The sequence below is a fragment of the Pseudomonas sp. B19(2017) genome (genome assembly GCF_002113165.1).
Taxonomy (GTDB): Bacteria; Pseudomonadota; Gammaproteobacteria; order Pseudomonadales; family Pseudomonadaceae; genus Aquipseudomonas.
In genome coordinates this window covers 120,030-145,105 of record NZ_NEJR01000003.1, presented here as the reverse complement: position 1 = coordinate 145,105, position 25,076 = coordinate 120,030, and the positions used below count along the sequence as shown (strand labels likewise).

Genomic DNA, 25,076 nt, shown 5'->3' with positions numbered 1-25,076 from the left:
GCTCCTACAGGTACTGCACTGCACCTGTGGGAGCGGGTTTACCCGCGAAGAGGCCGGTACAGACTAAAGATGCCCGCCCTGCCCCACACAACTCTTACTTCAGTACAGCCAGCGCCGCATCGTAGTTCGGCTCATCAGCGATTTCGCCAACCAGCTCGCTGTGCAGCACCTTGTCGTTTTCGTCCAGCACCACCACGGCACGGGCGGCCAGGCCGGCCAGCGGGCCATCGGCGATGGCCACGCCGTAGTTTTCGAGGAACTCGCGGCCACGCAGGGTCGACAGGTTCTTCACGTTGTCCAGGCCTTCGGCGCCGCAGAAGCGCGCCTGGGCGAACGGCAGGTCGGCAGAGATGCACAGCACCACGGTGTTGGCCACATCGTTGGCCTGGGCGTTGAACTTGCGCACGGAGGTAGCGCAGGTCGGGGTGTCGACGCTCGGGAAGATGTTCAGCACCTTGCGCTTGCCGGCGTAGTCTTTCAGCGACTTGTCAGCCAGGCCTTCACCGACCAGGGAGAAAGCCGGCGCCTGGGCGCCGGTTTTCGGCAGCTCGCCTTTGACCTGAACCGGGTTGCCTTTGAGAGTCACTTGAGCCATGACGAAATCCTTATGCGGGGTTTGAAAAGGACAATGAGTTAAGCACGAAGGCGCCCGGGTGCCTATGGGGCTGGTGAAATTGTTCTATTGCCGGACAATTCCTGTGGACAAAAAAATGCCCGGGTGGCGACAAGCGACCCGGGCATTCGTCACAGCAGGCGGCGTATCAGCCCAGCAGGCCGTATACCACCGAGGTCAGCGCAACCAGGCCAACCACCACCACGAACACGTTGGAGGCAGCACCGCTGTATTTGCGCATCGACGGCACGCGGCGTATGGCGTACATCGGCATCAGGAACAGCAGCACCGCGAGGATCGGCCCGCCGAGCGACTCGATCATGCCGAGGATGCTCGGGTTGAGGGTGGCGACGATCCAGCACACCACCAGCATCAGCGCGGCAACCACCCGGTCCAGGGTCTTGGCCGCAGGGCGTGCACCGGCCTTGGCGAGGATGCCCTTCAGGCCTTCGCTGGCGCCGATATAGTGGCCGAGGAACGACTTGGCGATGGCCACGAAGGCAATCAGCGGCGCAGCGAACGCGATGGTCGGGTTGCTGAAGTGGTTGGCCAGGTACGACAGGATCGACAGGTTCTGCGCCTTGGCCTCGGCCAGCTGGGCGCTGCTCAGGGTGAGCACGCAGCTGAACACGAAGAACAGCACCATCACCACCATCAGCAGGTGGGCACGGCGCAGGATCTGGCCGCTGCGCTCATCGGCATGCTCGCCGTAGCGGCGCTTCTGGTCGACGGCAAAGGCGGAGATGATCGGTGAGTGGTTGAACGAGAACACCATCACCGGAATCGCCAGCCACAGGGTGTGCAGGAACGCCGAGGTCGGCGGCACCTGGGCGGCGCTGTCGAGAATGCCACCGGTCCAGTGCGGCACCAGGTACAGGCCCAGCAACGCCAGGGCAACGATGAACGGGTACACCAGCAGGCTCATGACCTTGACCGTGGCCTGCTCCCCGCAGCGCACGATGGCCAGCAGGCCGAGGATCAGCACGAACGACAGGATCACGCGCGGCGGCGGCTGCATGTGCAGCTGGTGCTCGATGAAGCTGGACACGGTGTTGGTTAGTGCCACGCTATAGATAAGCAGGATCGGGAAGATCGCAAAGAAGTACAGCACGGTGATCGATGCACCGGCGGTGCTGCCGAAATGCTCCTTGACCACTTCGGTGATATCGCCGCCATTGCGCCCGGACAGGACAAAACGGGTCAGCCCGCGGTGAGCGAAATAGGTCATCGGGAAGGCCAGCAAGGCCAGGATCAGCAACGGCCAGAAGCCGCCAAGGCCGGCGTTGATCGGCAGGAACAAGGTTCCGGCGCCGATCGCTGTGCCGAACAGGCCCAGCATCCAGGTGGTGTCGTGACGCGACCAGCTGCCGAGGGTGGCGGGGGTCGATTCTGCAAAGCGTTGTTCAACGCTTGGGGCCTGCTCATTCATTCCGGGTGAAGCTCCACTCGCAAGACTGCAACAGGCTGAGAATGGCGAAATAGACGTTTCGCCCAACTCAACCGAAAAAGGGAGCGCGATTGTGCACGGAAAGGTTGCACTTGCGAAGCCCTATCCGAGAGACGGTTGCACTTGTCTTTACAAGCAGGTTGCAATCAGGGGCTGCCATGCAGTGTCGCCGGCAAGCCAGCTCCCACACCGACCGCGGACTCCTTGAGCCACGCGCTGTTCCTGTGGGAGCCGGCTTGCCGGCGACAGGGCCGCAAAGCGGCCCCGTGCGGTCTTATTTCTGTACAGCAGCGAACGCTTCGGCAACCCGTTGCAGGTTGGCCGGGCGCAGGCCGGACATGCATACGCGGCCGCTGTCGATCAGGTACACGCCGAACTCGTCACGCAGGCGGCGCACCTGCTCGACGCTGAAGCCGGTGTAGCTGAACATGCCGCGCTGGCGCAGGAAGAACTGGAAGTCCTGGCCTGGCAGCAGCACGGCCAGGGCATCGACCAGCGCCTGGCGCATGTCGAGGATCCGTTTGCGCATCACTTCGACTTCCTCGGCCCACTGGGCATTGAGGGCGGCATCGCCGAGCACGCCAGCGACCAGCTGGGCGCCGAAGTTGGGCGGGCTGGAGTAGTTGCGGCGCACGGTTGCCTTGAGCTGGCCGAGCACGCTCTGGGCAGTGGCGTCATCGTCGCAGACCACCGACAGGCCGCCGACCCGCTCGCCGTACAGCGAGAAGATCTTCGAGAACGAGTTGCTGACCAGGCACGGCACGCCGGCGCGGGCCATTTCGCGGATGGCGTAGGCGTCTTCCACCAGGCCTTCGGCGAAGCCCTGGTAGGCGATGTCGAGGAACGGGATAAGTTGACGTGCCTTGACCACTTCAACCACTTGTTGCCACTGGTGCTGTTCCAGGTCGGCACCGGTGGGGTTGTGGCAGCACGGGTGCAGCAGCACCACGCTGTTGGCCGGCAGGGTCTGCAGGGTGGCCAGCATGCCGTCGAAGTCCACGCCACGGGTGGCCTGGTCGAAGTACGGGTAGGTGTGCACCTTGAAGCCGGCGCCTTCGAAGATGGCGCGGTGGTTGTCCCAGGTCGGGTTGCTGACCCAGACTTCGGACTGCGGGAAATAGCGCTTGAGGAAGTCGGCACCGACTTTCAGTGCGCCGGAACCGCCCACGGTCTGCACGGTAGCCACGCGCCCGCCGGTCACGGCCGGGTGGTCGGCGCCGAACAGTAGCGCCTGGATCGCCTGGCGGTAGCTGGCCAGGCCTTCCATCGGCAGGTACAGCGAGGCTTCGTGGTCCTGGCCGGCGATGCGTTTTTCCACCGCATCCACAGCCGCCAGTTGCGGCACCACGCCGGCCTCATCGTAGTACAGGCCGATACTCAGGTTGACCTTGTCGGCGCGCGGGTCGGCCTTGAAGGTTTCCATCAACGAGAGGATCGGGTCGCCGGCATAGGCATCGACATGTTTGAACACAGCGTGCAGCTCCTTGGATCAGGACAGTTCGAAAAGGCAGCCCTGAGCATAACCGGAGTGCGGGCTCAGGAACATCAACTATTGTGCAAGGTTGTCTATGCAACATTGCATGGCTCAAGATCTGTGCTGGATTCTTCGCGGGCATGCCCGCTCCCACAGGTCATGCACAATATCCGGAACCTGTGATGCCCCTGTGGGAGCGGGCGTGCCCGCGAAGAGGCCGGGTCAGCCAAGCAGCTCCTTCAGGCCTTGCAACTCCTGCTCGGTCACCGCCACCCCCTCCTCCTCGGCCACCTCGCGCTCGCGGTAACGCCGCTCGCCCGGCATGCGCGTCAGCCCCACCGCCTGCATTTGCTCCACCAGCTCGCGGCTGCGCTGGGCAAACCGCTCGCCCTCGGCCTTGCTCGGGTCGATGACGATGATCAGTTGCCCGGTCCATGGCGTCTTCGCCCCCGGGTGCCCCGACCAGTCGAACTCCCAGGAGAAATGCCCGCCGGTCAGCGCCGCCGCCAGCAACTCCACCATCATCGACAAGGCCGAGCCCTTGTGCCCGCCAAATGGCAGCAAAGCACCGCCCTCCAGAATCGCCTTGGGGTCGGTGGTCGGCTCGCCATTGGCATCCACCCCCATGCCCTCCGGCAACTGCTGGCCAGCGCGGGCGGCAATCTGCACATCGCCATGGGCCATGGCGCTGGTGGCCATGTCGAAGACGATCGGGTCATGTTCGGCGCAAGGTGCGGCGAAGGCGATCGGGTTGGTGCCGAACAGCGGCTTGCGGGCGCCGTGCGGCACCACGCAGGTCATGCTGTTGACCACGCTCAGGGCCACCAGGCCTTCGTCTGCAAATGGCTCAACATCCGGCCACAGCGCGGCAAAGTGGTGCGAGTTGTGGATCGCCAGTACGGCGATACCGGCGCTGCGCGCCTTGGCTACCAACAATTCACGGGCCGCCGCCAGCGCAGGCTGGGCAAAGCCGCCCGCGGCATCGACACGAACATAACCGGGCGCCACATCGCTGACCTCCGGCGTGGCCTGGCCATCGACCCAGCCGCTGGCCAGGGTCGAGACATAACCGGGCATGCGGAATACCCCATGGCTATGCGCACCATCGCGCTGGGCGCTGGCGCAGTTGTAGGCCAGCACCCGGGCCACGCTGTCGCTGCAGCCATGGCGCTGGAAGATGCTCTGCAACAGGCCCTGCAGCTCGATAAAAGGCACACGCACGACGGTGCTGGTGGAAGGTGCGGACATCTGAAGCTCCTTGTTGGAATTGGAATGGCTACAGCGTTGCAACGACAAAAACTTTCCTGCATGTGACAGCTATCTGTCAAATGTTGACTTGATGACAGAAAACAGCCATTTTCTTTCACAAGCCTTACCTCTGGAGCCGCAGCATGAGCCAACCGATCAAGCAACGCCTGGAAAACAGCCTCGAAGGGGCCGCTGCTTCGGGCCGCAAGATCGCCAGCTACATGCTCGCCAACCTGCACGAACTGCCGTTCCAGACCTCGGCCAGCATCGCCGTCAAGCTGGGTGTCAGCGAATCCAGTGTTGGCCGCTTCTGCCGTTCATTGGGTTATGCCCACCTCAAGGCGTTGAAGCAAGACCTGCAAAACGACCTGGGCGATGGCCCGTGGCTGGTAGGTGACCGCCTGCAAGATTACCGCCAGAACCAGGACGGCAGTGACAACGCCGGCAGCCTGGAGCAGGAAATCGCCGCCCTGGTGCGCGTGCACGAGTATCGCCAGAGCAGCGCCTGGCACTGCGTCGCGCAGCGCCTGGCGAGCAAGCAGCGGGTGTTCATCGCCGGTTTCCAGACCGAGCGCGGCATCGCCATGTGCATGAGCCACCTGCTGCAGTACCTGCGCGATGGCGTGCAACTGGTCGATATCGGTGCCGGGCACTTTGGCGAAGTATTGCTGGGACGCGCCGAAGACAGCGCCCTGGTGGTGTTCGAAGCCCGCCGTTATTCCCGCCATGCCCTGCTGTTGTGCCAGAAGGCGCGCGAGGCTGGCATAGCGGTCACCCTGGTGACCGACCCCTTCTGTGACTGGGCGGATGCCAACGCCGACGAGGTGTTCCGCATCCCCACCGAGTTCAACCTGTTCTGGGAGTCCACCTCGACCATGCTGTCGTGGGTGCACCTGATGGTCAACGAGGTCTGCAAGAAGCTCGGACCGGATGTTGAAAAACGCTTGGAAGCAACTGCCGCTCTACATAACGAATTCGTCGGCTACACCTCGTGGTCGACGGGAAAACAACAATAGCAAGAGTGCAATGAGGTGCGATATGAACAAGACCATGGCCTTGGTGGGTGCGTGCGCCCTGCTGCTGTCGGGTGCCGCCAGTGCCGAAACCCTGCGCTTCGCCACCGAGGGTGCCTACCCGCCCTTCAATTATGTCGACGCCAATAACCAGTTGCACGGCTTCGACATCGACATCACCCATGCCCTGTGCGAGCAGATGAAGGTCGAGTGCACGCTGGTGGCCCAGGACTGGGAAGGCATCATCCCGGCACTGATGGCACGCAAGTACGACGCAGTGGTCGCGTCGATGATCAACACCGAAGAACGGCGCAAGAAGATCGCCTTCACCGACCACTACTACCGCACCCCGCTGACCGTCGCCGTGGCCAAGGACAGCAAGATCAGCGACGCCCAGACCAACTTCGACGGCTACACCGTTGGCGCCCAGTCGTCCTCCACCCAGGCCATCTACGCCGAAGACGTCTACGCCAAGGCAGGTGCCGACGTGAAGCTTTACCCGACCATGGACGAAGCCAATGCCGACCTGGCCGCGGGCCGCCTGGACGGCGTGATTGCCGACAAATTCCCGCTGCACGAGTGGATGACCAAGAACGGCGGGGATTGCTGCAAGATCCTCGGCGATGTCGCCGACACCAAGGCCGATGCCGCGATTGCCGTGCGCAAGGACGATGAAGCCCTGCGCCAGCGCCTGAACGTTGCACTGCAACAGATCGTGGCCAACGGTACCTACCAGAAGATCGCCAGCAAGTACTTCGCTTTCGATATCTACAACTGATCTTCAAGCCCTCATTGCCTGGCCGGGCCCTATCGCCGGCAAGCCAGCTCCCACAGGTTGCTCACTGACCTGAAGAACAGAGATGTACCTGTGGGAGCTGGCTTGCCGGCGATGGGGCCGGTGAGGTCAACACAAGGTGTTCGTCATGCTCGATCAATTGTCCTTGCTGTCCTTCGCCAGCGGAGGCTGGGGCCAGGCGCTGCTGGCCGGCGCGCTGGTCACCGTGTCCCTGGCCCTGGCCTGCCTGCCCATCGGCCTGCCGCTGGGCCTGGTTGTCGCCCTCGCCGCACGCTCGCGCAAGCGCTTGCCGCGGGCCTGGGCCACCACCTTCTCCACTGTGTTCCGGGGCCTGCCCGAACTGCTGACATTGCTGATCATCTATTACGGCTGCCAGATCGCGGCGCAGAAGATCCTCGCGGCCATGGGCTACCAGGGTGAGTTCCTGATCAATACCTTTCTCGCCGCGATGATCGCTTTCAGCCTGGTGTTCGCCGCGTTTTCCAGCGAGATCTGGCTGGCCGCCTTCAAGACCCTGCCCAAGGGCCAGCTCGAAGCCTGCTCGGCGCTGGGCCTGAGCAAGCGCACCGGCTTCTTCAAGGTGCTGCTGCCGCAACTGACCCGCATCGCCCTGCCCGGCCTGTCCAACAACTGGCTGTCGCTGCTCAAGGACACCTCGCTGGTATCCACCATCTCGCTGGTCGACCTGATGCGCCAGACCAACCTGGCGGTCAGCGTGACCAAGGAGCCGATGTTCTTCTATGGCGTCGCCTGCCTGGGCTACTTGCTGTTCGCCGCACTTTCCGGGCGGGTGTTCGCCTTCATCGAACGGCGCAGCAACCGCCACCTGCAAGGAGCACGCGCATGAGCTTCGAACAACTGCTGGCGCTGGTCCTCGACCCCGAGCTGCTCGACCGCTACGGGCCGCGCTTTCTCGATGGCCTGCTGGTAACCGCCAAACTGGTGGCGATTTCCTTCAGCCTGGGTGCCGTGCTCGGCCTGTTGCTGGCCCTGGCGCGCATGTCACGCAGCCTGCTGCTGCAGCGCATGGCCGCTGGCTACGTGTATTTCTTCCGCGGCTCGCCGCTGCTGGCCCAGCTGTTCCTGCTGTATTACGGCCTGGGCTCGCTCAAGGGCTTCTGGCAGGACGTCGGCCTGTGGTGGTTCTTCCGCGAGGCGTGGTTCTGCACCCTGCTGGCGTTCACCCTGAATACCGCCGCCTACCAGGCCGAGATCTTCCGCGGCAGCCTGATGGCCGTCGCCCCCGGGCAACATGAGGCGGCACGGGCGCTGAACCTGAAGCGCTCGACCACTTTCTTCAAGGTGATCCTGCCGCAGTCGCTGCTGGTGGCCATCGGCCCGCTGGGCAACGAACTGATCCTGATGATCAAGGCCAGCGCGATCGCCTCGCTGGTGACCATCTACGACCTTATGGGCGTGACCAAACTGGCTTTCTCGCGCAGTTTCGACTTCCAGATCTACCTGTGGGCCGCCGTGCTCTATCTGCTGATCGTCGAACTGGTGCGGCGCCTGCTGAAACACCTGGAAGCCCGCCTGGGCCGCCACCTGAACTGACCGAAGGATACGCTCCATGCATTGCCAGACCCTTGTCCTCGGCGCCGGCATCGTCGGCGTCAGCACCGCGCTGCACCTGCAGGCCCGCGGGCGCCAGGTGACCCTGATCGACCGCGACGAACCGGGCAGCGGCACCAGCCACGGCAACGCCGGGCTGATCGAGCGCTCCAGTGTGATCCCTTATGCCTTCCCCCGGCAACTGGGCGCGCTGCTACGCTACGGCCTGAACCGCCAGCCCGATGTGCGCTACAGCCTGCTACACCTGCCCAAGGCCGCCCCGTGGCTGTGGCGCTACTGGCGCCAGTCGGCCCCCGGGCGCCTGGCCGGTGCTGCTGCCGACATGCTGCCGCTGGTGCAGCGCTGCGTCGAAGAGCACGACGCTTTCATTACTGCCGCCGGCCTGGAAGGGCTGGTACAGGCCAAAGGCTGGATCGAAGTGTTCCGTGAGCCGGCACTGTTCGAGCAGGCCAAGGCCGACGCCAAGGGCCTCGCCCGTTATGGCCTGCAGTTCGAAATCCTCGAATGCGGGCAGTTGCAGGCCCGCGAGCACCAGCTGGACGCCAGCGTGGTCGGTGGCATTCACTGGCTCGACCCCAAGACCGTGAACAACCCCGGTGCCCTCACCCGCGGCTACGCCACCCTGTTCATGCAACGCGGCGGGCAGTTCCTGCATGGCGATGCACGCAGCCTGCGCCAGGTCGACGGCCAGTGGCGGGTAGACAGCCGCCGCGGCCCGATTACCGCCAATGAGGTGGTGGCGTGCCTCGGCCCGCAGTCGGCCGACCTGTTCAACGGCCTGGGCTACCAGATCCCGCTGGCGATCAAACGTGGCTACCACATGCACTACAGCACCCGTGACGGTGCGCAACTGGAGCACTCTATCTGTGATACCCAGGGCGGCTACGTGCTGGCGCCAATGGCCCGCGGCGTGCGCCTGACCACCGGCATCGAGTTCGACGCCAGCAGCGCGCCGGGCAACCAGATCCAGTTGGGCCGCTGCGAAGCGCTGGCGCGCAAGCTGTTCCCTGCCCTGGGCGAGCGCCTGGACGACACCCCTTGGCTGGGTCGTCGCCCATGCCTGCCCGACATGCGCCCGGTGATCGGCCCGGCGCCGCGCCACCCGGGGCTGTGGTTCAACTTCGGCCACGCCCACCACGGCCTCACCCTGGGCCCGGTCAGCGGCCGGCTGGTGGCCGAACTGGTCACCGGCGAACGCCCCTTCACCGACCCCGCGCCCTACAGCGCGACCCGTTTCGACTGAACCCCTGCGGGAGAACAACAAGATGACCGCACCACTGAGCCTTGCCACCCTTGCCCCCGAACCCGACCCGCGCCCGGTGCTGATCCGCATCGAAGGCCTGAACAAGCACTACGGCGCATTCCACGTGCTACGCGACATCGACCTGCAGGTGCGCGAAGGCGAACGCATCGTGCTGTGCGGGCCGTCCGGCTCGGGCAAGTCGACCCTGATCCGCTGCATCAACCGCCTGGAAGTGGCCCAGCAGGGAAGCATCAAGGTAGATGGCATCGACCTGGCGGCCACCAGCCGCGAAGCGGCGCAGGTGCGCAGCGATATCGGCATGGTGTTCCAGCACTTCAACCTGTTTCCGCACATGAGCGTGCTGGACAACTGCCTGCTGGCCCCCACCAGCGTGCGCGGCTTGTCGCGCAAGGATGCCGAAGAGCGGGCGCGCATGTACCTGAAGAAGGTTGGTATCGAAAGCCAGGCGCACAAATACCCCAGTCAGTTGTCTGGCGGGCAGCAGCAGCGCGTGGCTATTGCCCGGGCACTGTGCATGAAGCCGCGGATAATGCTGTTCGACGAGCCCACCTCGGCGCTGGACCCGGAAATGGTCGCCGAGGTGCTGGATGTGCTGGTGCAGCTGGCCGGCACCGGCATGACCATGCTCTGCGTCACCCATGAAATGGGCTTTGCCCGCCAGGTGGCCGAGCGGGTGCTGTTCCTCGAGGGCGGGCAGATCATCGAAGACAGCCCGCCACAGGTGTTCTTCAACCAGCCGCGTACCGAGCGGGCCAAGGGGTTCCTGGCGCAAATACTGCACTGACACCTGTTCCGGCCTCTTCGCGGGCTCGCCCGCTCCCACAGGATCACCTAGGCCTTCGGACCGGTGATCAACCTGAGGGAGCGGGCATGCCCGCGAAGAGGCCGGAACAGGCGACACCTTCATTGCACCGCTGCAAAGACCCAACTGCATCGTTAAATATTATTGACCTTAACCCCCACCAAACCCTCGCCACCACGGGCCTGCACCGGTTTCAGCCCTTGAAAACCGGCGTATTCCCGGCCACAAAGCCCTGTTCCGTCGTTTGACATATCGAACGGCTCTGGCAAGCTATCTACAAGCCCCGACCGGAATCGTCGCCTCCGACGAGCCGGCAGTGCTCGGGGCTACAGGCTGCACCCAAGGCCCCGCGCCGTGCACCTGCACAACAACGACAGGCCGAACCTGTCCCAAGGTGACATATGTCCAACAGCAACATTGGCAACAAGCAACCTTCCCTGCGCAAACCCGTCGTCCTGATGACCATGGGCAGCCAAGAGCGCAAAGGCCATGACTACCAGGTCATGACCCACAAATACATCACCCCGCTGGTCGAGTTTTCCGATTGCGTCCCGGTACTGGTGCCCACCTGCTGCGGCATCGAGGACCTCGAGACCTATCTGGACATGGCCGACGGTGTGTACCTGACCGGCGCCGGCAGCAACATCGATCCGGCCTTGTACGGCCAGGAGAACCAGACCCCCGGCAAAGGCCAGGACCAGAACCGCGACCTGTTCGACATCCCGCTGGTCAAGGCAGCAATCAAGCGTGGTCTGCCGATCTTCGGCATCTGCCGTGGCATGCAGGAAATCAACGTTGCCCTGGGTGGCGACATCTACCAGAAGGTGTACGCCGAGCCAGGCTTCAACGACCACCGGGAAAACCCGGAAGACCCGGTCGAGGTGCAATACGCCCAGGTGCACGGCGTGAAGATCAAGCCGGACAGCTGGCTGCGTGAAACCCTGGGTACCGACGAGATTCGCGTCAACTCGCTGCATGGCCAAGGGCTGCACAAGCTCGGTGCCGGCATCGAGGCCATCGCCCACGCCGAAGACGGCCTGGTCGAGGCAATTCATGCTCCGAGCATTTCGCCGTTCCTGTTCGCCGTGCAGTGGCACCCGGAGTGGCAAGCGGCGAAGAACCCGGACTCGATCAAGATCTTCCAGGCTTTCGGTGATGCTTGCCGAGCCCAGGTACGCAAGGCGCAGATCAAGCGCCAGCACGCGGCCTGACCCTAGCTTTCCTCTGCTTTGATCGCGGGGCGGCGCAAGGCCGCCCCGTTTTCCCCGGTCACCCTCTGCTGGTCCCAGAACACTTCCCGTGGAAACGGGTGGCGGGCTTGTGCCTGTCTCCGCGATCGTTTTTTCCTTCCCTACATAGAGATACGATGACTGATCGCGAGTAGTCTGCGATCTGTGTCTCCTGCTTCCGTTTTTTCGCCTGTACCGGCCTCTTCGCGGGCACGCCCGCTCCTACACGAATCTCTCCACTGTCTCAAGCGCAGCGCAGTCTCTGTGGGAGCGGGCAAGCCCGCGAAGAGGCCAGTGCAGGCAATAGCACCTCCTCCCAACCGCGCCACAAAAAATCTCATGGAGGGACTAGTCATCATACATGTTGTACGATAACTTACCTCAACCGCAGAACAACCCCCTTCACCCAAGCGCCACAGGATGCCAACAACAATGACGCCACAAGAACTCAAATCCATCCTCTCCCACGGCCTACTGTCTTTCCCGGTCACCGACTTCAACGCCCAAGGCGACTTCAACCCCGCTGGCTATGCCAAGCGCCTGGAGTGGCTGGCCCCGTACGGTGCCAGCGCCCTGTTCGCCGCCGGCGGCACCGGTGAGTTCTTCTCCCTGGCCGCCAGTGAGTACAGCCAGGTGATCAAGACCGCCGTCGACACCTGCGCCAACTCGGTCCCCATCCTCGCCGGCGTCGGCGGCTCCACTCGCCAGGCCATCGAATACGCGCAAGAAGCCGAGCGCCTGGGTGCCAAGGGCCTGCTGCTGCTGCCGCACTACCTGACCGAAGCCAGCCAGGAAGGCGTCGCCGCCCATGTCGAAGCGGTGTGCAAATCGGTAACCATCGGCGTCGTCGTCTACAACCGCAACGTCTGCCGCCTGAACGCCGACCTGCTGGAAAAACTGGCCGAGCGCTGCCCGAACCTGATCGGCTACAAGGACGGCCTCGGTGACATCGAGTTGATGGTGTCGATCCGTCGCCGCCTGGGCGACCGCTTCAGCTACCTGGGTGGCCTGCCTACGGCCGAGGTGTATGCTGCTGCCTACAAGGCGCTGGGCGTGCCGGTGTACTCCTCCGCCGTGTTCAACTTCGTGCCAAAGACCGCCATGGACTTCTACAACGCGATCGCCCGCGACGACCACACCACCGTGGCCAGGCTGATCGACGACTTCTTCCTGCCTTATCTGAATATCCGCAACCGCAAGGCCGGCTACGCCGTGAGCATCGTCAAGGCCGGCGCCAGAATCGCCGGTTACGACGCCGGCCCGGTGCGTACTCCGCTTACCGACCTCAGCGCCGACGAGTACGACAAACTCGCCGCACTGATGGACAAGATGGGGCCGCAGTAAGCGCTGCCCGCGGCCTGCCAGATGCCGCACCCGGAGTGGGTCAGCCCCGCTCCGGTTACAATTCGTGAGCCCGCACAAAAATAACTAGTGGGAGTACTACCAGCATGCAAGCGACGAAGAAGACGCATGTGCGCTACCTGATCCTGTTCATGCTGTTCCTGGTGACCACGATCAACTACGCCGACCGCGCCACCATTGCTATCGCGGGCTCCAGCCTGCAGAAAGACCTCGGCATCGACGCCGTGACCCTCGGCTACATCTTCTCCGCCTTCGGCTGGGCCTACGTGGCTGGCCAGATTCCTGGCGGCTGGCTGCTCGACCGCTTCGGCTCCAAGAACGTCTACGCCTTCAGCATTTTCACCTGGTCGCTGTTCACCCTGCTGCAGGGCTTTGTCGGCGGCCTGCCGGTAGCCTGGGCGGTGGTGACGCTGTTCACCCTGCGCTTTTTGGTCGGTTTTGCCGAAGCCCCGTCGTTCCCGGGCAATGCGCGCATCGTCGCGGCCTGGTTCCCGACCCAGGAACGCGGTACCGCCTCGGCCATCTTCAACTCGGCGCAGTACTTCGCCACGGCACTGTTCGCACCGATCATGGGCTGGATCGTGTTCAGCTTCGGCTGGGAGCACGTGTTCGTGGTCATGGGCGCGCTGGGCATCGTGTTCTCCATGATATGGCTGAAGACCATCTACAACCCTCGCCAACACCCACGCATCAGCCCAGGCGAACTCGAGCACATCGAGCAGAACGGCGGCCTGGTGGACATGGACCAGAAGCGCGGCAACGACGGCCCGAAATGGGGCTACATCAAGCAACTGCTGACCAGCCGCATGCTGCTGGGCGTGTATCTGGGCCAGTACTGCATCAACGCCATCACCTACTTCTTCCTCACCTGGTTTCCGGTGTACCTGGTGCAAGAGCGCGGCATGACCATCCTCAAGGCAGGCTTCATTGCCTCGCTGCCGGCGGTCTGCGGCTTCATCGGTGGTGTGCTGGGCGGGGTGATCTCCGACTGGCTGTTGCGCCGCGGCAATTCGCTGACCTTCTCGCGCAAGCTGCCGATCGTCTGCGGCCTGCTGCTGTCGACCACCATGGTGTTCTGCAACTACGTCGACGCCGAGTGGATGGTGGTCGGCTTCATGACCCTGGCGTTCTTCGGCAAAGGCATCGGTGCGCTGGGCTGGGCGGTGGTCGCAGACACCTCGCCGAAGCAGATCGCCGGGCTGTCGGGCGGGCTGTTCAACACCTTCGGCAACATCGCCTCGATCACCACGCCGATCGTCATCGGCTACATCATCAGCGCCACGGGTTCGTTCAAGTGGGCCCTGGTGTATGTCGGCGCCAACGCCCTGGTGGCGGTGTTCAGCTACCTGGTGATCGTCGGCCCGATCAAGCGCATCGAGCTGCGTGAAAGCCCAAAGCCTGACGCCGAGCCAGTGGCCGGCAGCGAACTGGCCGGCTCGCGCCATTGAGAGAACACGCCCGCGTCGGCCACCGCCGCGGGCGGATGTACAAAAGCCTGAGAACCTGACAAGCAGGGCCCGAACATGCAGTTGATCGAACATTCCGACTCGCCCCGCTACGTCCGCCTGCACGACGACGACAATGTCGTGATAGTGGTCAACGATGGCGGCCTGGGCGAAGGCGCCCGCTTCGCCGACGGCCTGACCTTGGTCGAGGGCGTGCCACAGAGCCACAAGGTGGCCACAGTGGCCATCGCCAAGGGTGAACCGGTGCGCCGCTACGGGCAGGTCATCGGTTACGCGCTGGCAGACCTGCGCCAGGGCAGTTGGGTGCAGGAGAGCCAGCTGGCCATGCCGGCCGCCCCGGCGCTGGACAGCCTGCCACGCTGCAACGCCGTCCCGCAGCCGCTGCCGCCGCTCGAAGGCTTCACCTTCGACGGCTACCGCAACGCTGACGGCACCGTTGGCACTCGCAACATCCTCGGCATCACCACCACCGTGCAGTGCGTGGCCGGCGTGCTGGAGCATGCGGTCAAGCGCATTCGCAGCGAGTTGCTGCCCAGGTACCCCAACGTCGATGACGTGGTGGCCATCACCCACAGCTATGGCTGTGGCGTGGCGATTAACGCGCGCGATGCCTATATCCCGATCCGTACGGTGCGCAACCTGGCGCGCAACCCCAACCTGGGCGGCGAAGCCCTGGTCATCAGCCTGGGCTGCGAAAAGCTGCAGGCCGACCAGGTGATGCACGACAACGATCCGTCGGTGGACCTCAGCGATCCGTGGCTGTACCGCCTGCAGGACGCCAGCCTGGGCTTTGTGGAAATGATCGAACAGATCATGGACCTGGCCGAAACCCGCCTTAAGAAACTCGACCAGCGCCGCCGCGAAAGCGTGCCGGCCAGCGAACTGATCCTGGGTATGCAGTGCGGGGGCAGCGATGCCTTTTCGGGCATCACCGCCAACCCGGCGCTGGGCTATGCCGCCGACCTGCTGGTACGCGCAGGCGCCACCGTGCTGTTCTCGGAAGTGACCGAAGTGCGCGATGCCATCTACATGCTCACCTCGCGCGCAGAAAACCAGCAGGTCGCAGACGCCCTGGTACGCGAAATGGACTGGTACGACCGCTACCTGCAGCAAGGCGCCGCCGACCGCAGCGCCAACACCACACCGGGCAACAAGAAAGGCGGCCTGTCGAATATCGTAGAGAAGTCGCTGGGGTCGATCGTCAAGTCCGGTAGCGGCGCCATCCAGGGCGTGCTCGGCCCGGGCGAGCGGGTCAAGCGCAAAGGCCTGATCTTCTGCGCCACCCCGGCCAGCGACTTTGTCTGCGGCACCCTGCAACTGGCTGCCGGCATGAACCTGCATGTGTTCACCACCGGCCGCGGCACCCCGTACGGCCTGGCCATGGCGCCAGTGGTCAAGGTATGCACCCGCAGCGAGCTGGCCCAGCGCTGGCCCGACCTGATCGACATCGACGCCGGGCGCATCGCCAGCGGCCGCTCGACCATCGAGGAGCTGGGCTGGGAACTGTTCCGCTACTACCTGGACGTGGCCAGCGGCCGCAAGCAGACCTGGGCCGAACAGCACCGCTTGCACAACGACATCACCCTGTTCAACCCGGCACCGATTACCTGATGCCCAGGGCTTGTCCAATTCAACATTGCAACGCGGTCCCTGTGGGAGCGGGTTCACCCGCGAACACCGGCAAAGCCGGTGCCATACATCGAGTTGCCTGCTTCGCGGGTGAACCCGCTCCCACAGGGACCGAGCAAACGCCTCAAACACTTTCTCTTCCTTTCTTCCTTCACTACTCTCTACAGGAGCACCCATGCCTGAAATCCTCGGCCACAACTTCATCGCCGGCCAGCGCAGCGCAGCTGGCCCGCAGCGCCTGCAGAGCCTGGACGCCAGCACCGGCGAGGCCCTGCCCTACAGCTTCGCCCAAGCCACCGAAAGCGAAGTGGACCAGGCCGCCAAGGCCGCCGCCGGCGCCTTCACCGAATTCCGCCAGTTGGCCCCGGCGCGGCGCGCCGAATTCCTTGATGCCATTGCCGCCGAGCTGGACGAACTGGACGACGCTTTCGTCGCCATCGTCTGCCGTGAAACCGCCCTGCCCCCTGCCCGTATCCAGGGCGAACGCGGCCGCACCAGCGGCCAGATGCGCCTGTTCGCCCAGGTGTTGCGGCGTGGTGACTTCCTCGGTGCACGCATCGACCTGGCCCTGCCCGAGCGCCAGCCCCTGCCACGCGTGGACCTGCGCCAGATGCGCATCGGCGTAGGCCCGGTAGCCGTATTTGGAGCCAGTAACTTCCCCCTGGCCTTCTCCACCGCCGGTGGCGATACCGCCGCGGCCCTGGCTGCCGGTTGCCCGGTGGTGTTCAAGGCCCACAGCGGCCACATGGCCACCGCCGACCTGGTGGGCTGTGCCATCCAGCGCGCCGCCGAGCGCACCGGCATGCCCAAGGGCGTGTTCAACATGGTGTTCGGTGGCGGCGTCGGCGAGTGGCTGGTCAAGCACCCCGCCATCCAGGCTGTCGGCTTCACCGGTTCGCTGAAAGGCGGTGACGCCCTGTGCCGTATGGCCGCCGAGCGCCCGCAGCCGATCCCGGTGTTCGCCGAGATGTCCAGCATCAACCCGGTCATCATCCTGCCGGGCGCCCTGGCCAGGCGTGGCGAAGCTATCGCCCGAGAGCTGGCCGGTTCGGTGTGCCTGGGTGCTGGCCAGTTCTGCACCAACCCGGGCCTGGTGATCGGCCTGCAGTCGCCGCAGTACAGCCAACTGCTGGTCGAGCTTGGCCAGCACCTGGGCCAGCAGGCCGGCCAGACCATGCTCAACGCCGGCGGCCTGCGCAGCTATATTGGCGGCCTGGAGCACCTGCATTCGCATGCCGGTATCGAGCATCTGGCCGGCCAGGCGCAGGCAGGCAGCCAGGCGCGCGCCCAGCTGTTCAAGGCCGATGCCCGCTTGTTGATGGAGTCTGACCCGCTGCTGCAGGAAGAAGTGTTCGGCCCCACCACCGTTGCCGTGGAAGTGCAGGACGACGACCAGTTGCGCGCCGCCCTGCTTGGCCTGCGAGGTCAGCTGACCGCGACCCTGATCGGCGAGCCGGAAGACCTGCAGGCCTTCGCCTGGCTGGTACCGTTGCTGGAAGAGAAAGTCGGGCGGATCCTGGTCAATGGTTACCCGACCGGTGTCGAGGTGTGTGATGCGATGGTGCACGGTGGGCCATACCCGGCCACGTCGGATGCGCGCGGTACGTCGGTCGGAACCTTGGCCATCGACCGCTTCCTGCGCCCGGTGTGCTACCAGAACTACCCGCAGGCGCTGTTGCCCGAGGCACTGCGCGACGGCAACCCGCTGGGGCTGCGCCGGCTGGTGAATGGCCAGTGGCGTGATGGCGCGATCTGATTGCCCGTTGAAACCAGAAAGCCCCGCGCATGGCGGGGCTTCTCTTTTGACTGTACCGGCCTCTTCGCGGGCACGCCCGCTCCCACCGGGTTCACCTCGTCCTCAAGGGCACGGTGATACTTGTGGGAGCGGGCGCGCCCGCGAAGAGGCCGGTACAGGCGACAACAGCCTCAGGCCCCCTGCGCCTCAGCCTCTTCATGCGCCTGACGCAAGCGTTCGCGGCTATTGCTCAGGTGCATGCGCATGGCCATTTTCGCCCCTTCGCTATCACGCCGAGCGATGGCTTCGTAGATTGCCTCGTGCTCATGCATCAGCCGGCTCATGTAGTGCGCCTGGTCATCATGGGCCAGCCGAGCCGAATTCAGCCGGGTACGCGGGATGATGCTGGTGCCCAGGTGGTTGAGGATGTCGGCGAAGTAGTGGTTGCCGCTGGCCTGGGCAATGCGCAGGTGGAACTGGAAGTCCGCCGACACCGCATCCGTGGCATGCGCCGCCCCTTCGTTGAGTTCGTCCAGCGCCGCACGCATGCCGGCCAGCGCTTCATCGCTGCGCCGCTGCGCCGCCAGGCCCGCCGATTCAGTCTCCAGGGCAATGCGCAATTCCAACACCGCCAATACTTCGCGCAGGGTGACCACGGTCGCCGGGTCGATACGGAAACCACCCGCGGCCGGCGCATCCAGCACGAAGGTGCCAATGCCGTGGCGGGTCTCCACCTGCCCGGCTGCCTGCAGCCGCGAGATCGCTTCACGCACCACCGTGCGGCTAACGCCTTCTTCGGCCATGATCTGCGATTCGGTCGGCAACTTGTCGCCGCGCTTGAGCTGACCGCTACGAATGCGCTCGGTCAGCACCGTGACCAGTTCCTGGGCCAGACTGCGCGGCTTGCGCCGGGTCTTTGCCTGTACCTGCTGCTCTGTCATTGCCCTGAAGTTCACCTTGAAAGACAGTGCTCATGATAGCGCAAGCAGTTGTACGATCACATACACGCCATACTGTATTTGTCGGCGTCCGCAACCGCCACCCGACCCTGGAAGGGCTGGCTCCATGCAGGCGAAAGCCTGTACTGTACGGTTTCACGCTCGTCCATGGAAGGAAACCACCGCATGAAACCCCTCGAACGCCTGCTGCTCGCCAGCGGCCTGCTGATTCCCGTCTGGCTGCTGGTTGGCGTATGGTTCACCGCCCAAGCCTATCCCGGCTACAACCATCTTCAACAGGCCATGAGCCAGCTCGGCGCCACCGGTTCACCGACCCAGAGCTGGTCGCCGCTGGTCAACAACTTCCCCCTCGCCATACTGTTTGCGCTGTTTGCCTGGGGCCTGGCACGACGCTGGCACGGCTCGAAGCTGGCGTTGCTGAGTGCCGCGCTGGTGCTGCTGCACGGCCTGGGTAGCCTGGGCACCGGCTGGTTTCCCTGCGACCAGGGTTGCGCGCCGGCACAGCCTTCCTTGTCACAACAACTGCATAACCTGTGCGGCCTGCTGATGTTCTTATCGCTTACCCTGGCCAGTGCTCTGTGGGCCTGGCTGGGCAACCGCATTGCCGGTTCCAGGGCGCTGGCGCTGTTCTCCCTGGCCTGCGTTGTACTGGCGATCATCACCGTCGCGCTCATGGCTCAGGCGGCACAAAGCGGCCAGTTGTTCGGCCTGTACCAGCGCCTGAACTACGGCGTATCGGTGATCTGGGTCGCCAGCCTGGCCCGGGCCAGCCTGCGCACCTCCGTCGGCAAGCCGTTGCTCATGGCCACAACCTGACGGCAAATTGCTGGCCCCCAGCGTCCTCAAGCGAAGGCAAACTTCGTTTTCCTTCAGATGCTTAGGACAGCAACATGCGAGTACTTCTAGCAACGATGGCCGGCTGCCTGCTGGCCACGCTCGCTTTCGGCGTGCAGGCACGGGCGCTGAGCCAGAACGATCGCCACACTTGCGGCTGGGGCGCGCAGATAGCCGCCGAGGCCCAGCAGGCCAAGCTTTCCGGGGTAACCCTTTATGCCACGCGCAAGAAGTTGCAGGTGCGCAAATTTCCCAAGCCGTGGATGCGCATGACCGCCTTCGGCATTACCGAACAGACGTACAACAGCCGCTCGCGGCTCAAGCCTGCAGCAATCAAGCAGACCTATTACGAGCAGTGCGTGCAGCATGCGGTAGCAAGGCGATAAAGCCCTGCGGGAGAAAGCGGTCCGCTCCCACAGGGCCTGCCAACTCAACGAGAGCAAGTCAAAGTCGCCAGGGTGCACCGGCCTCGAAGCGTGCCTCCAGCCACGCCTTGAAAGCCACCAGGGCAGCACTGTTGAGGCGCGCGGTCGGCCGTACCAGGTAAATGCCTGCAGCCACATCCAGCTGCCAATGCGGCAGCACCCGCACCAGGCGACCGTTGGCCAGGTCCTCGTCCATCAGCCAGTCCCCTCCGGCCAGAATACCCACGCCGCGCCGCGCCGCTTCCAGCAGGGCTTCGTTGTCATTACTGCGCAGGCTGCCGGCAACCTTGACGCTTATCTGTCGCCCGTCACTCATAAGTCGCCATTCAGGAAAGCTTCGCAAGCCGCTGAAACACAAGCAATTATGCCCAGAGAGGTCCTCCGGCTGCACAGGTGCGCCATGCCGAGCCAGGTACTCGGGTGACGCACACAGGATGCGCAGGTGATCGCACAGTTTCCTGGCCACCAGGCGGTTGTCGGCCAGCTCGCCAATACGGATGGCGGCATCGAAACCCTCGCCTATCAGGTCGACGAAGCGATCGGCATACTCGGCCTCCACCATCACCTGTGGGTGGGCCAGCACGAAATCGGCCAACATCCCGCTCAACCAGCGCCGCCCCATGGCTGCCGGCAACGCCAGGCGCAGGCGCCCACGTACCGTTGCCGCCCCTTCGGCCGCTTCCTGTTCGGCCTCGGCGATCAGCCGGTTGGCCTCGCAAACCTTGGTAACCAGTCGCTCGCCTTCATCGGTAAAGCGCAACTGCCGTGTACTGCGCTCCACCAGCCGAATGCCCAGGCGCGCCTCCAGTGCACTCAGGCGCTTGGACAACACCGTGGGGTGGCGCTGCAGCTGCCGCCCGGCAGCGGCGAACGACCCCTGCTCGTGCAGCGCCAGCAAAGTGGCAAGTTCATCGGCTCGGCGGCTGTCGAAGGCATCCATGGCAAGGCTCGGCACAAGGCATCGGGATCGGGATCGGGGATCAGGTGGTCAGGACCAGCGCACCCTCCGACAGCCCTTGCTCCAGGTCCCCATGGGCCCTGGCCGCCTCGGCCAGCGGGTAGCGACGCCAGACCCGAGGCTGGATAATACCCTCGGCGACCGCCGCCAGCACATCGGCGGCGCGCTGCTGGTACTCGTCGACCGTGCGGGTGTGCGCCGCCAGCGAGGGCCGGGTCAGGTACAGCGAGCCCTTGGCGTTGAGCGTGGCAACTTCGATGGCCGCCGGCGCACCGGAGGTGCCGCCGAACGATACCAGCAAACCGCGCACCCGCAGGCTGTCCAGCGAGGCTTGCAGCGACACCTTGCCGACACAGTCATAGGCTACGTCCACACCCTGCCCCTGAGTCAGCTCACGTACCTGGTCGGCCAAGGTTGCCGCGTCGAACACCAGCACATGGTGGCAGCCCGCTGCCTGTGCCCTTGCCACACTCTGCAGGCGCGACACCACGCCGATCACTTTCGCCCCCAGATGCCGTGCCCAGGGTGCCATCAGCTGGCCCAAGGCGCCGGCGGCGCCGTACAGCAGCACCTGGCTACTCGGGCCCACGGCATAAGTGGTCTTCAGCAAGTACTGCGCGGTGATGCCCTTGAACATCACTGCGGCGGCGGCCTGGTCATCCAGCTGCGGCGGCAGCTTGACCAGGCGTTCGGCCGGGTACAGGCGGCCGCTGGCGTAACCGCCGACCGGGCCCATCGCATAGGCAACCCGGTCGCCTTCCTGCACGTCACACACCCCTTCGCCGACGGCAGCGACCCACCCCGCCCCTTCCAGCCCCAGCCCGGACGGCAAGGCCAGGGGCGCTCCGCCCTTGCGCTGCAACAGGTCCAGCGGGTTCACGCCCATGGCTGTCTGTTCCAGCCAGACCTGGCCGGGACCTGGAGGTTGTACTGGCAAGTGTTCAAGCTGCATGACATCGGCAGTGCCGGTGCTGGTTAGAACGATGCGGGTAGCCATGATCAAATCCTGTTGGATGGGGTTCGAGTCAGGCTAATCAGGCACGACAAGTTGAACAATCTGGGCCCATGCAGATGATTTCTGCACCTGTTGCAGCAATCAAGTGCGGGCCCAGGCCAGTACCACCCACTGTGTGCACGGGACCGTGCCCGCCTTCAGTATTTGTTAAGCTGATCAAAACCGTCGCAGCTGGCCAAGACCATTCGCACCATGGATGAACTACGCAAGATAGACCTCAACCTGCTGCTCGCCCTGCACGCGCTGCTGAGCGAAAAGCACGTGACCCGCGCCGCTCTGCGCCTGCACCGCAGCCAGCCCGCGGTAAGCCACGCCCTGGCGCAGTTGCGCAAGCACTTCGACGACCCCTTGCTGGTGCGCCAGAACGGCCGCATGGCCTTGACCGCCCGCGCCCGCTCGCTGGCCAGGCCGCTGCAGGACGCCCTGGGCAACCTCAACAACCTGCTGGCCGCCCCACAGTTCGAACCGGCCAAGGCCCAGCGTCGCTTCAGGCTCTCGCTGTCCGACTATTCCTCACGGATCATCCTGCCACCGCTGCTGCGCCACCTGCGCCAGGTCGCACCCGGGGTAGACCTGGCCATCAGCCAGGCCAGCCGCGAAACCATGCTGGCGCAGTTGCTCGATGGTGAACTGGACCTGGCCCTGGGCATCTTTCCGGACCTGCCTGAGGCCATCACTGCCCAGCCGCTTTTCGCCGACAGCTTCATCAGCGTTGCCGATCACCACGTGCTGCCGGCCAGCGGCGGCCTGGCCTTGGCCGACTGGCTGGCTCGCCCGCATGTGCTGATGGCCATGCACCCGGATGCCTTCGATGAAATCGAGCGTGCCCTGGCCGCCCAAGGTCTGCGTCGGCGGATCGCCCTGGCCTTGCCGCACTGGAGTGCGGCGGTCGAGGTGCTGGCCGGCACCGATCTGATCCTGACGGTGGCCAGCCGCGCGGTGGGCTCGCTGCATCAGCACAGGGCATTGCGCCAGTTCGAGCCGCCTCTGGCGATTCCCTCATTCGATTACCAGCAGGCTTGGCACAGGCGCAAGGACGACGACCCCGGGCATCGCTGGTTGCGCGAAACCGTATGGGCGTGCAGCCAGCCGGGGCGCTGATCAGCCTTCCGGCTGTTTCAACACGGCAGTGGCACTGACCGGCGAGCCCGCCGCCCAGGGGCCTTGCACCAGCAGCACGCCGCAGAGAATCAGCACTACCCCCGCCAGCCTGGCCAGGTTGAGCGGTCTGCCCCCCAACCCCATCACCCCGAAGTGGTCTGCGACCACCGCCGTGATGATCTGCCCCGCCACCACCAGCACCAGGAACCCCGCCGCGCCCAGCTTAGGGGTGAGCGCCGCGGCACCGGCCACGTACAACGCCCCCAGCACACCGCCAACCCACAACCACCAAGGCCCCTGCAAGGCCTTGCCCATGTCTGGCGCCGGCACCCTCAGGATCAGCAACGCGGCGATCACCACCAGCGAACTTACCGCCAACGACGTAAAGGCGCCCCACAGCCAATGCCCGAGCGCCCGGCCGACGGCGGCATTACCCGCAGCCTGGAATGGCAGCACGGCACCGGCAAGCAACGCCAGGGCAAAGGGAAACAGTAGCAGGCACAAGGTTTTGCTGAACATGGCAGTCCTCATTCGTGACGTATGTTCAGTCAATGATCGGAAAATTCCCTTTATCGATGGAAATCGAAAGTGTGCACTCATGCTATTCGTCACATGGATACCCGCCAATTGGGCTAGGATGCTGCCCAGCCGCGGCGCCTGAGGCTCGAACAGGCGGGTTTACGGCCGAGACCAGAGCAAACCGTATGTGATGGAGCACATTCGATGACAGATGAACGCAAAACCCTGATCGACCACGGGCAGTTGCCCACCCGCAACCTGGCCGAATGCCTGGCAGTGGATCAACGGGCACTGGCGGGGGCATTGGCAAGCCAGTTGCCTGACACACTGGCCGAACAGTTGGCTACCTGCGCCGAAGAAACATGCTCGCAGGGCCTTTCAAAAAAGATCACGGGTATCGGAGTTACCCTTGGGCAGTGGCTGGAAGCAGCACCTGCTCCCCAGCGCCAGCAGGTGTTCGAGCAGTGCAGCGCACACAGCTCCGATACAGTGCGCAGCTGGGCTGCCTTTGCCCAGTCGCACCTGTCGCGCAGGCTCGATCTCGAAGGCGCATTGCTGGCCCAGCTGCGTTTTGCTCGCGATGAACATTTTGGCGTGCGCGAATGGGCCTGGATGGCCCTGCGCCCACGCCTGGTTCAAGCACTGGATAACGCCCTTGCCCTGCTTGCCCGGCATGCCGGCGACAGCAACCCACTGGTACGCCGCTTCTGCATCGAGGTACTGCGCCCACGTGGCGTCTGGTGCGAGCACATCGCCGCGCTCAAGCTGATGCCGGAAACGGCCGAGCCACTGTTGGTGCCCCGCCTGGCCGAAGCCGACAAGTATGCCCAGGACTCGGTTGCAAACTGGCTCAACGATGCCAGCAAGACCCGGCCCGACTGGGTGCTTCAGCTGTTCGAACGACACCCGCCGTCATGCAAGGCATCACGGCGGATCCATGTGCGGGCAACCCGTAGCCTGCCCCGATGAATGGTCAGCGCGAGGTTTCGACGCGCAGCACTTCGGTGTAGATCGCGTCGACCGTCTGGTCGACCTTGAGGTTCTTCATGCGTGCCTGCAGGTCAGGGTTCTCGACTTTGACCACCTGCAGCTTGCCCTCCGGCGGTAGCAGGCTCACCTCATGCGCCTTGAGGTCGATCTTCTTGATCTGCGACGTGACCTTGACCTGGCGGAATGCCTCGCCGCCCGGGTTGGGGTTGTCTGCCGTGGCGCGGATGGTACCGGACTCTTCAGTCGCTTTCGGCACCCCGCCTACTTCGGGATTCAGCACATAGGCCACTGCACGGGTCACGTAGATATCGACCCGGTCACCCACCTTGAGGTTAGGCAGCGCCTTGGCCTTTTCCGTGAGCTGGAAGGTCACGTCCTTCTTGCCATCCGGGCCTTTCACAGTGACTTGGCGGTTGGCCAGGTCGATAGCTGTGACCTGTGTGGTGACGTGGCTTTCCAGCGCTTCGCTGCCAATGGGAATACCGGCAGCCTGCACCGTAAAGCTGGCGGTGGACGCCAGGGTGACCAAGGCAACAGCACGAACGAGGGAGCGAATTGAATTCATAGGCCTGCTTCCATGTAATCAAGACCGGATAAGTGCGTGAAATGCTCACGCGCCAACAAG

The 25,076-nt window shown here is 64.4% G+C and carries 24 protein-coding genes; 15 read left to right on the top strand and 9 right to left on the bottom strand.

Translation table 11 applies throughout. The annotated features are described in order from the left end of the window. Positions 1-94: 94 nt before the first annotated feature. The 4 genes from tpx to CAF70_RS06470 form a co-directional block, all read right to left on the bottom strand. Positions 95-595 carry a thiol peroxidase gene (gene tpx / locus CAF70_RS06490; protein ID WP_046615428.1) on the bottom strand — a complete coding sequence of 167 codons (501 nt, stop codon included), beginning with the start codon at positions 593-595 and terminating at the stop codon, positions 95-97. Positions 596-761: 166 nt separating this feature from the next. Continuing rightward, on the bottom strand, positions 762-2,042 hold the full coding sequence (locus tag CAF70_RS06485; protein WP_085623419.1) for a serine/threonine transporter: 1,281 nt from the start codon (positions 2,040-2,042) through the stop codon (positions 762-764). 292 nt (positions 2,043-2,334) lie between these two features. Further along, positions 2,335-3,531 carry an amino acid aminotransferase gene (locus tag CAF70_RS06480; RefSeq protein WP_085623421.1) on the bottom strand — a complete coding sequence of 399 codons (1,197 nt, stop codon included), beginning with the start codon at positions 3,529-3,531 and terminating at the stop codon, positions 2,335-2,337. Between the two features lie 225 nt (positions 3,532-3,756). Next, a complete protein-coding gene (locus CAF70_RS06470; RefSeq protein WP_085623425.1) occupies positions 3,757-4,782 on the bottom strand; it encodes an Ldh family oxidoreductase in 1,026 nt (341 codons plus the stop codon). Between the two features lie 143 nt (positions 4,783-4,925). Between CAF70_RS06470 and CAF70_RS06465 the strand changes: the two genes are divergently transcribed. From CAF70_RS06465 to CAF70_RS06415, 11 genes are all read left to right on the top strand, one after another. After that, positions 4,926-5,798, top strand: a complete 873-nt coding sequence (locus CAF70_RS06465; protein ID WP_085623427.1) for a MurR/RpiR family transcriptional regulator — start codon at positions 4,926-4,928, stop codon at positions 5,796-5,798. A gap of 22 nt (positions 5,799-5,820) precedes the next feature. Beyond that, the gene (locus tag CAF70_RS06460) at positions 5,821-6,573 is read left to right on the top strand and encodes a transporter substrate-binding domain-containing protein (RefSeq protein WP_085623429.1); all 753 of its coding nucleotides are present in this window, start codon (positions 5,821-5,823) and stop codon (positions 6,571-6,573) included. A gap of 145 nt (positions 6,574-6,718) precedes the next feature. Next, on the top strand, positions 6,719-7,438 hold the full coding sequence (locus CAF70_RS06455) for an ABC transporter permease (RefSeq protein ID WP_085623431.1): 720 nt from the start codon (positions 6,719-6,721) through the stop codon (positions 7,436-7,438). Further along, positions 7,435-8,145, top strand: coding sequence for an ABC transporter permease (locus tag CAF70_RS06450; RefSeq protein ID WP_085623433.1), 711 nt, complete (start codon positions 7,435-7,437; stop codon positions 8,143-8,145). The genes CAF70_RS06455 and CAF70_RS06450 overlap by 4 nt, the downstream gene beginning before the upstream one ends. A gap of 16 nt (positions 8,146-8,161) precedes the next feature. Continuing rightward, on the top strand, positions 8,162-9,406 hold the full coding sequence (locus CAF70_RS06445; RefSeq protein ID WP_085623435.1) for an FAD-binding oxidoreductase: 1,245 nt from the start codon (positions 8,162-8,164) through the stop codon (positions 9,404-9,406). Between the two features lie 22 nt (positions 9,407-9,428). Next, positions 9,429-10,211 (top strand): amino acid ABC transporter ATP-binding protein, encoded by a 783-nt coding sequence (locus CAF70_RS06440; RefSeq protein ID WP_085623437.1) that lies wholly within the window; start codon positions 9,429-9,431, stop codon positions 10,209-10,211. A 419-nt stretch (positions 10,212-10,630) separates the two neighbouring features. Further along, positions 10,631-11,440, top strand: a complete 810-nt coding sequence (locus CAF70_RS06435) for a gamma-glutamyl-gamma-aminobutyrate hydrolase family protein (RefSeq protein ID WP_085623439.1) — start codon at positions 10,631-10,633, stop codon at positions 11,438-11,440. Between the two features lie 450 nt (positions 11,441-11,890). Further along, the gene (gene kdgD / locus CAF70_RS06430) at positions 11,891-12,802 is read left to right on the top strand and encodes a 5-dehydro-4-deoxyglucarate dehydratase (protein WP_085623442.1); all 912 of its coding nucleotides are present in this window, start codon (positions 11,891-11,893) and stop codon (positions 12,800-12,802) included. A 104-nt stretch (positions 12,803-12,906) separates the two neighbouring features. Further along, complete coding sequence (locus tag CAF70_RS06425; RefSeq protein WP_085623444.1) at positions 12,907-14,268, top strand: MFS transporter; 1,362 nt, start codon at positions 12,907-12,909, stop codon at positions 14,266-14,268. Positions 14,269-14,343: 75 nt separating this feature from the next. Then, positions 14,344-15,897, top strand: coding sequence for a galactarate dehydratase (gene garD, locus CAF70_RS06420; protein WP_085623446.1), 1,554 nt, complete (start codon positions 14,344-14,346; stop codon positions 15,895-15,897). A 193-nt stretch (positions 15,898-16,090) separates the two neighbouring features. Further along, positions 16,091-17,671, top strand: a complete 1,581-nt coding sequence (locus CAF70_RS06415) for an aldehyde dehydrogenase (NADP(+)) (RefSeq protein ID WP_085623448.1) — start codon at positions 16,091-16,093, stop codon at positions 17,669-17,671. A 170-nt stretch (positions 17,672-17,841) separates the two neighbouring features. Here CAF70_RS06415 and CAF70_RS06410 read toward each other — a convergent pair whose 3' ends face one another. Beyond that, entirely contained in the window at positions 17,842-18,591 is a 750-nt protein-coding gene (locus CAF70_RS06410; protein ID WP_085623450.1) for a FadR/GntR family transcriptional regulator, read from the bottom strand. A gap of 183 nt (positions 18,592-18,774) precedes the next feature. Here CAF70_RS06410 and CAF70_RS06405 point away from each other — a divergent pair, with 183 nt between their 5' ends. Then, entirely contained in the window at positions 18,775-19,425 is a 651-nt protein-coding gene (locus CAF70_RS06405) for a DUF998 domain-containing protein (protein ID WP_085623452.1), read from the top strand. Positions 19,426-19,499: 74 nt separating this feature from the next. Beyond that, entirely contained in the window at positions 19,500-19,829 is a 330-nt protein-coding gene (locus tag CAF70_RS06400; protein WP_085623454.1) for a hypothetical protein, read from the top strand. Between the two features lie 58 nt (positions 19,830-19,887). Here the strand turns inward: CAF70_RS06400 and CAF70_RS06395 are convergent, their stop codons facing one another. Further along, entirely contained in the window at positions 19,888-20,808 is a 921-nt protein-coding gene (locus CAF70_RS06395; RefSeq protein WP_085623456.1) for a LysR family transcriptional regulator, read from the bottom strand. Positions 20,809-20,848: 40 nt separating this feature from the next. Beyond that, positions 20,849-21,823, bottom strand: a complete 975-nt coding sequence (locus tag CAF70_RS06390) for a quinone oxidoreductase (protein ID WP_085623458.1) — start codon at positions 21,821-21,823, stop codon at positions 20,849-20,851. 210 nt (positions 21,824-22,033) lie between these two features. On the opposite strand from CAF70_RS06390, the gene CAF70_RS06385 reads away from it, so the two are divergent. Then, positions 22,034-22,942, top strand: coding sequence for a LysR family transcriptional regulator (locus tag CAF70_RS06385; protein WP_085623460.1), 909 nt, complete (start codon positions 22,034-22,036; stop codon positions 22,940-22,942). On the opposite strand, the gene CAF70_RS06380 is transcribed toward CAF70_RS06385, so the two are convergent. Further along, the gene (locus tag CAF70_RS06380; protein WP_085623462.1) at positions 22,943-23,461 is read right to left on the bottom strand and encodes a DMT family transporter; all 519 of its coding nucleotides are present in this window, start codon (positions 23,459-23,461) and stop codon (positions 22,943-22,945) included. A 204-nt stretch (positions 23,462-23,665) separates the two neighbouring features. On the opposite strand from CAF70_RS06380, the gene CAF70_RS06375 reads away from it, so the two are divergent. Next, positions 23,666-24,430: a hypothetical protein gene (locus tag CAF70_RS06375; protein ID WP_085623464.1), complete on the top strand. Its 765-nt coding sequence runs from the start codon at positions 23,666-23,668 to the stop codon at positions 24,428-24,430. 4 nt (positions 24,431-24,434) lie between these two features. Here the strand turns inward: CAF70_RS06375 and CAF70_RS06370 are convergent, their stop codons facing one another. Further along, a complete protein-coding gene (locus CAF70_RS06370; protein WP_085623466.1) occupies positions 24,435-25,016 on the bottom strand; it encodes a hypothetical protein in 582 nt (193 codons plus the stop codon). Between the last annotated feature and the right edge of the window lie 60 nt (positions 25,017-25,076).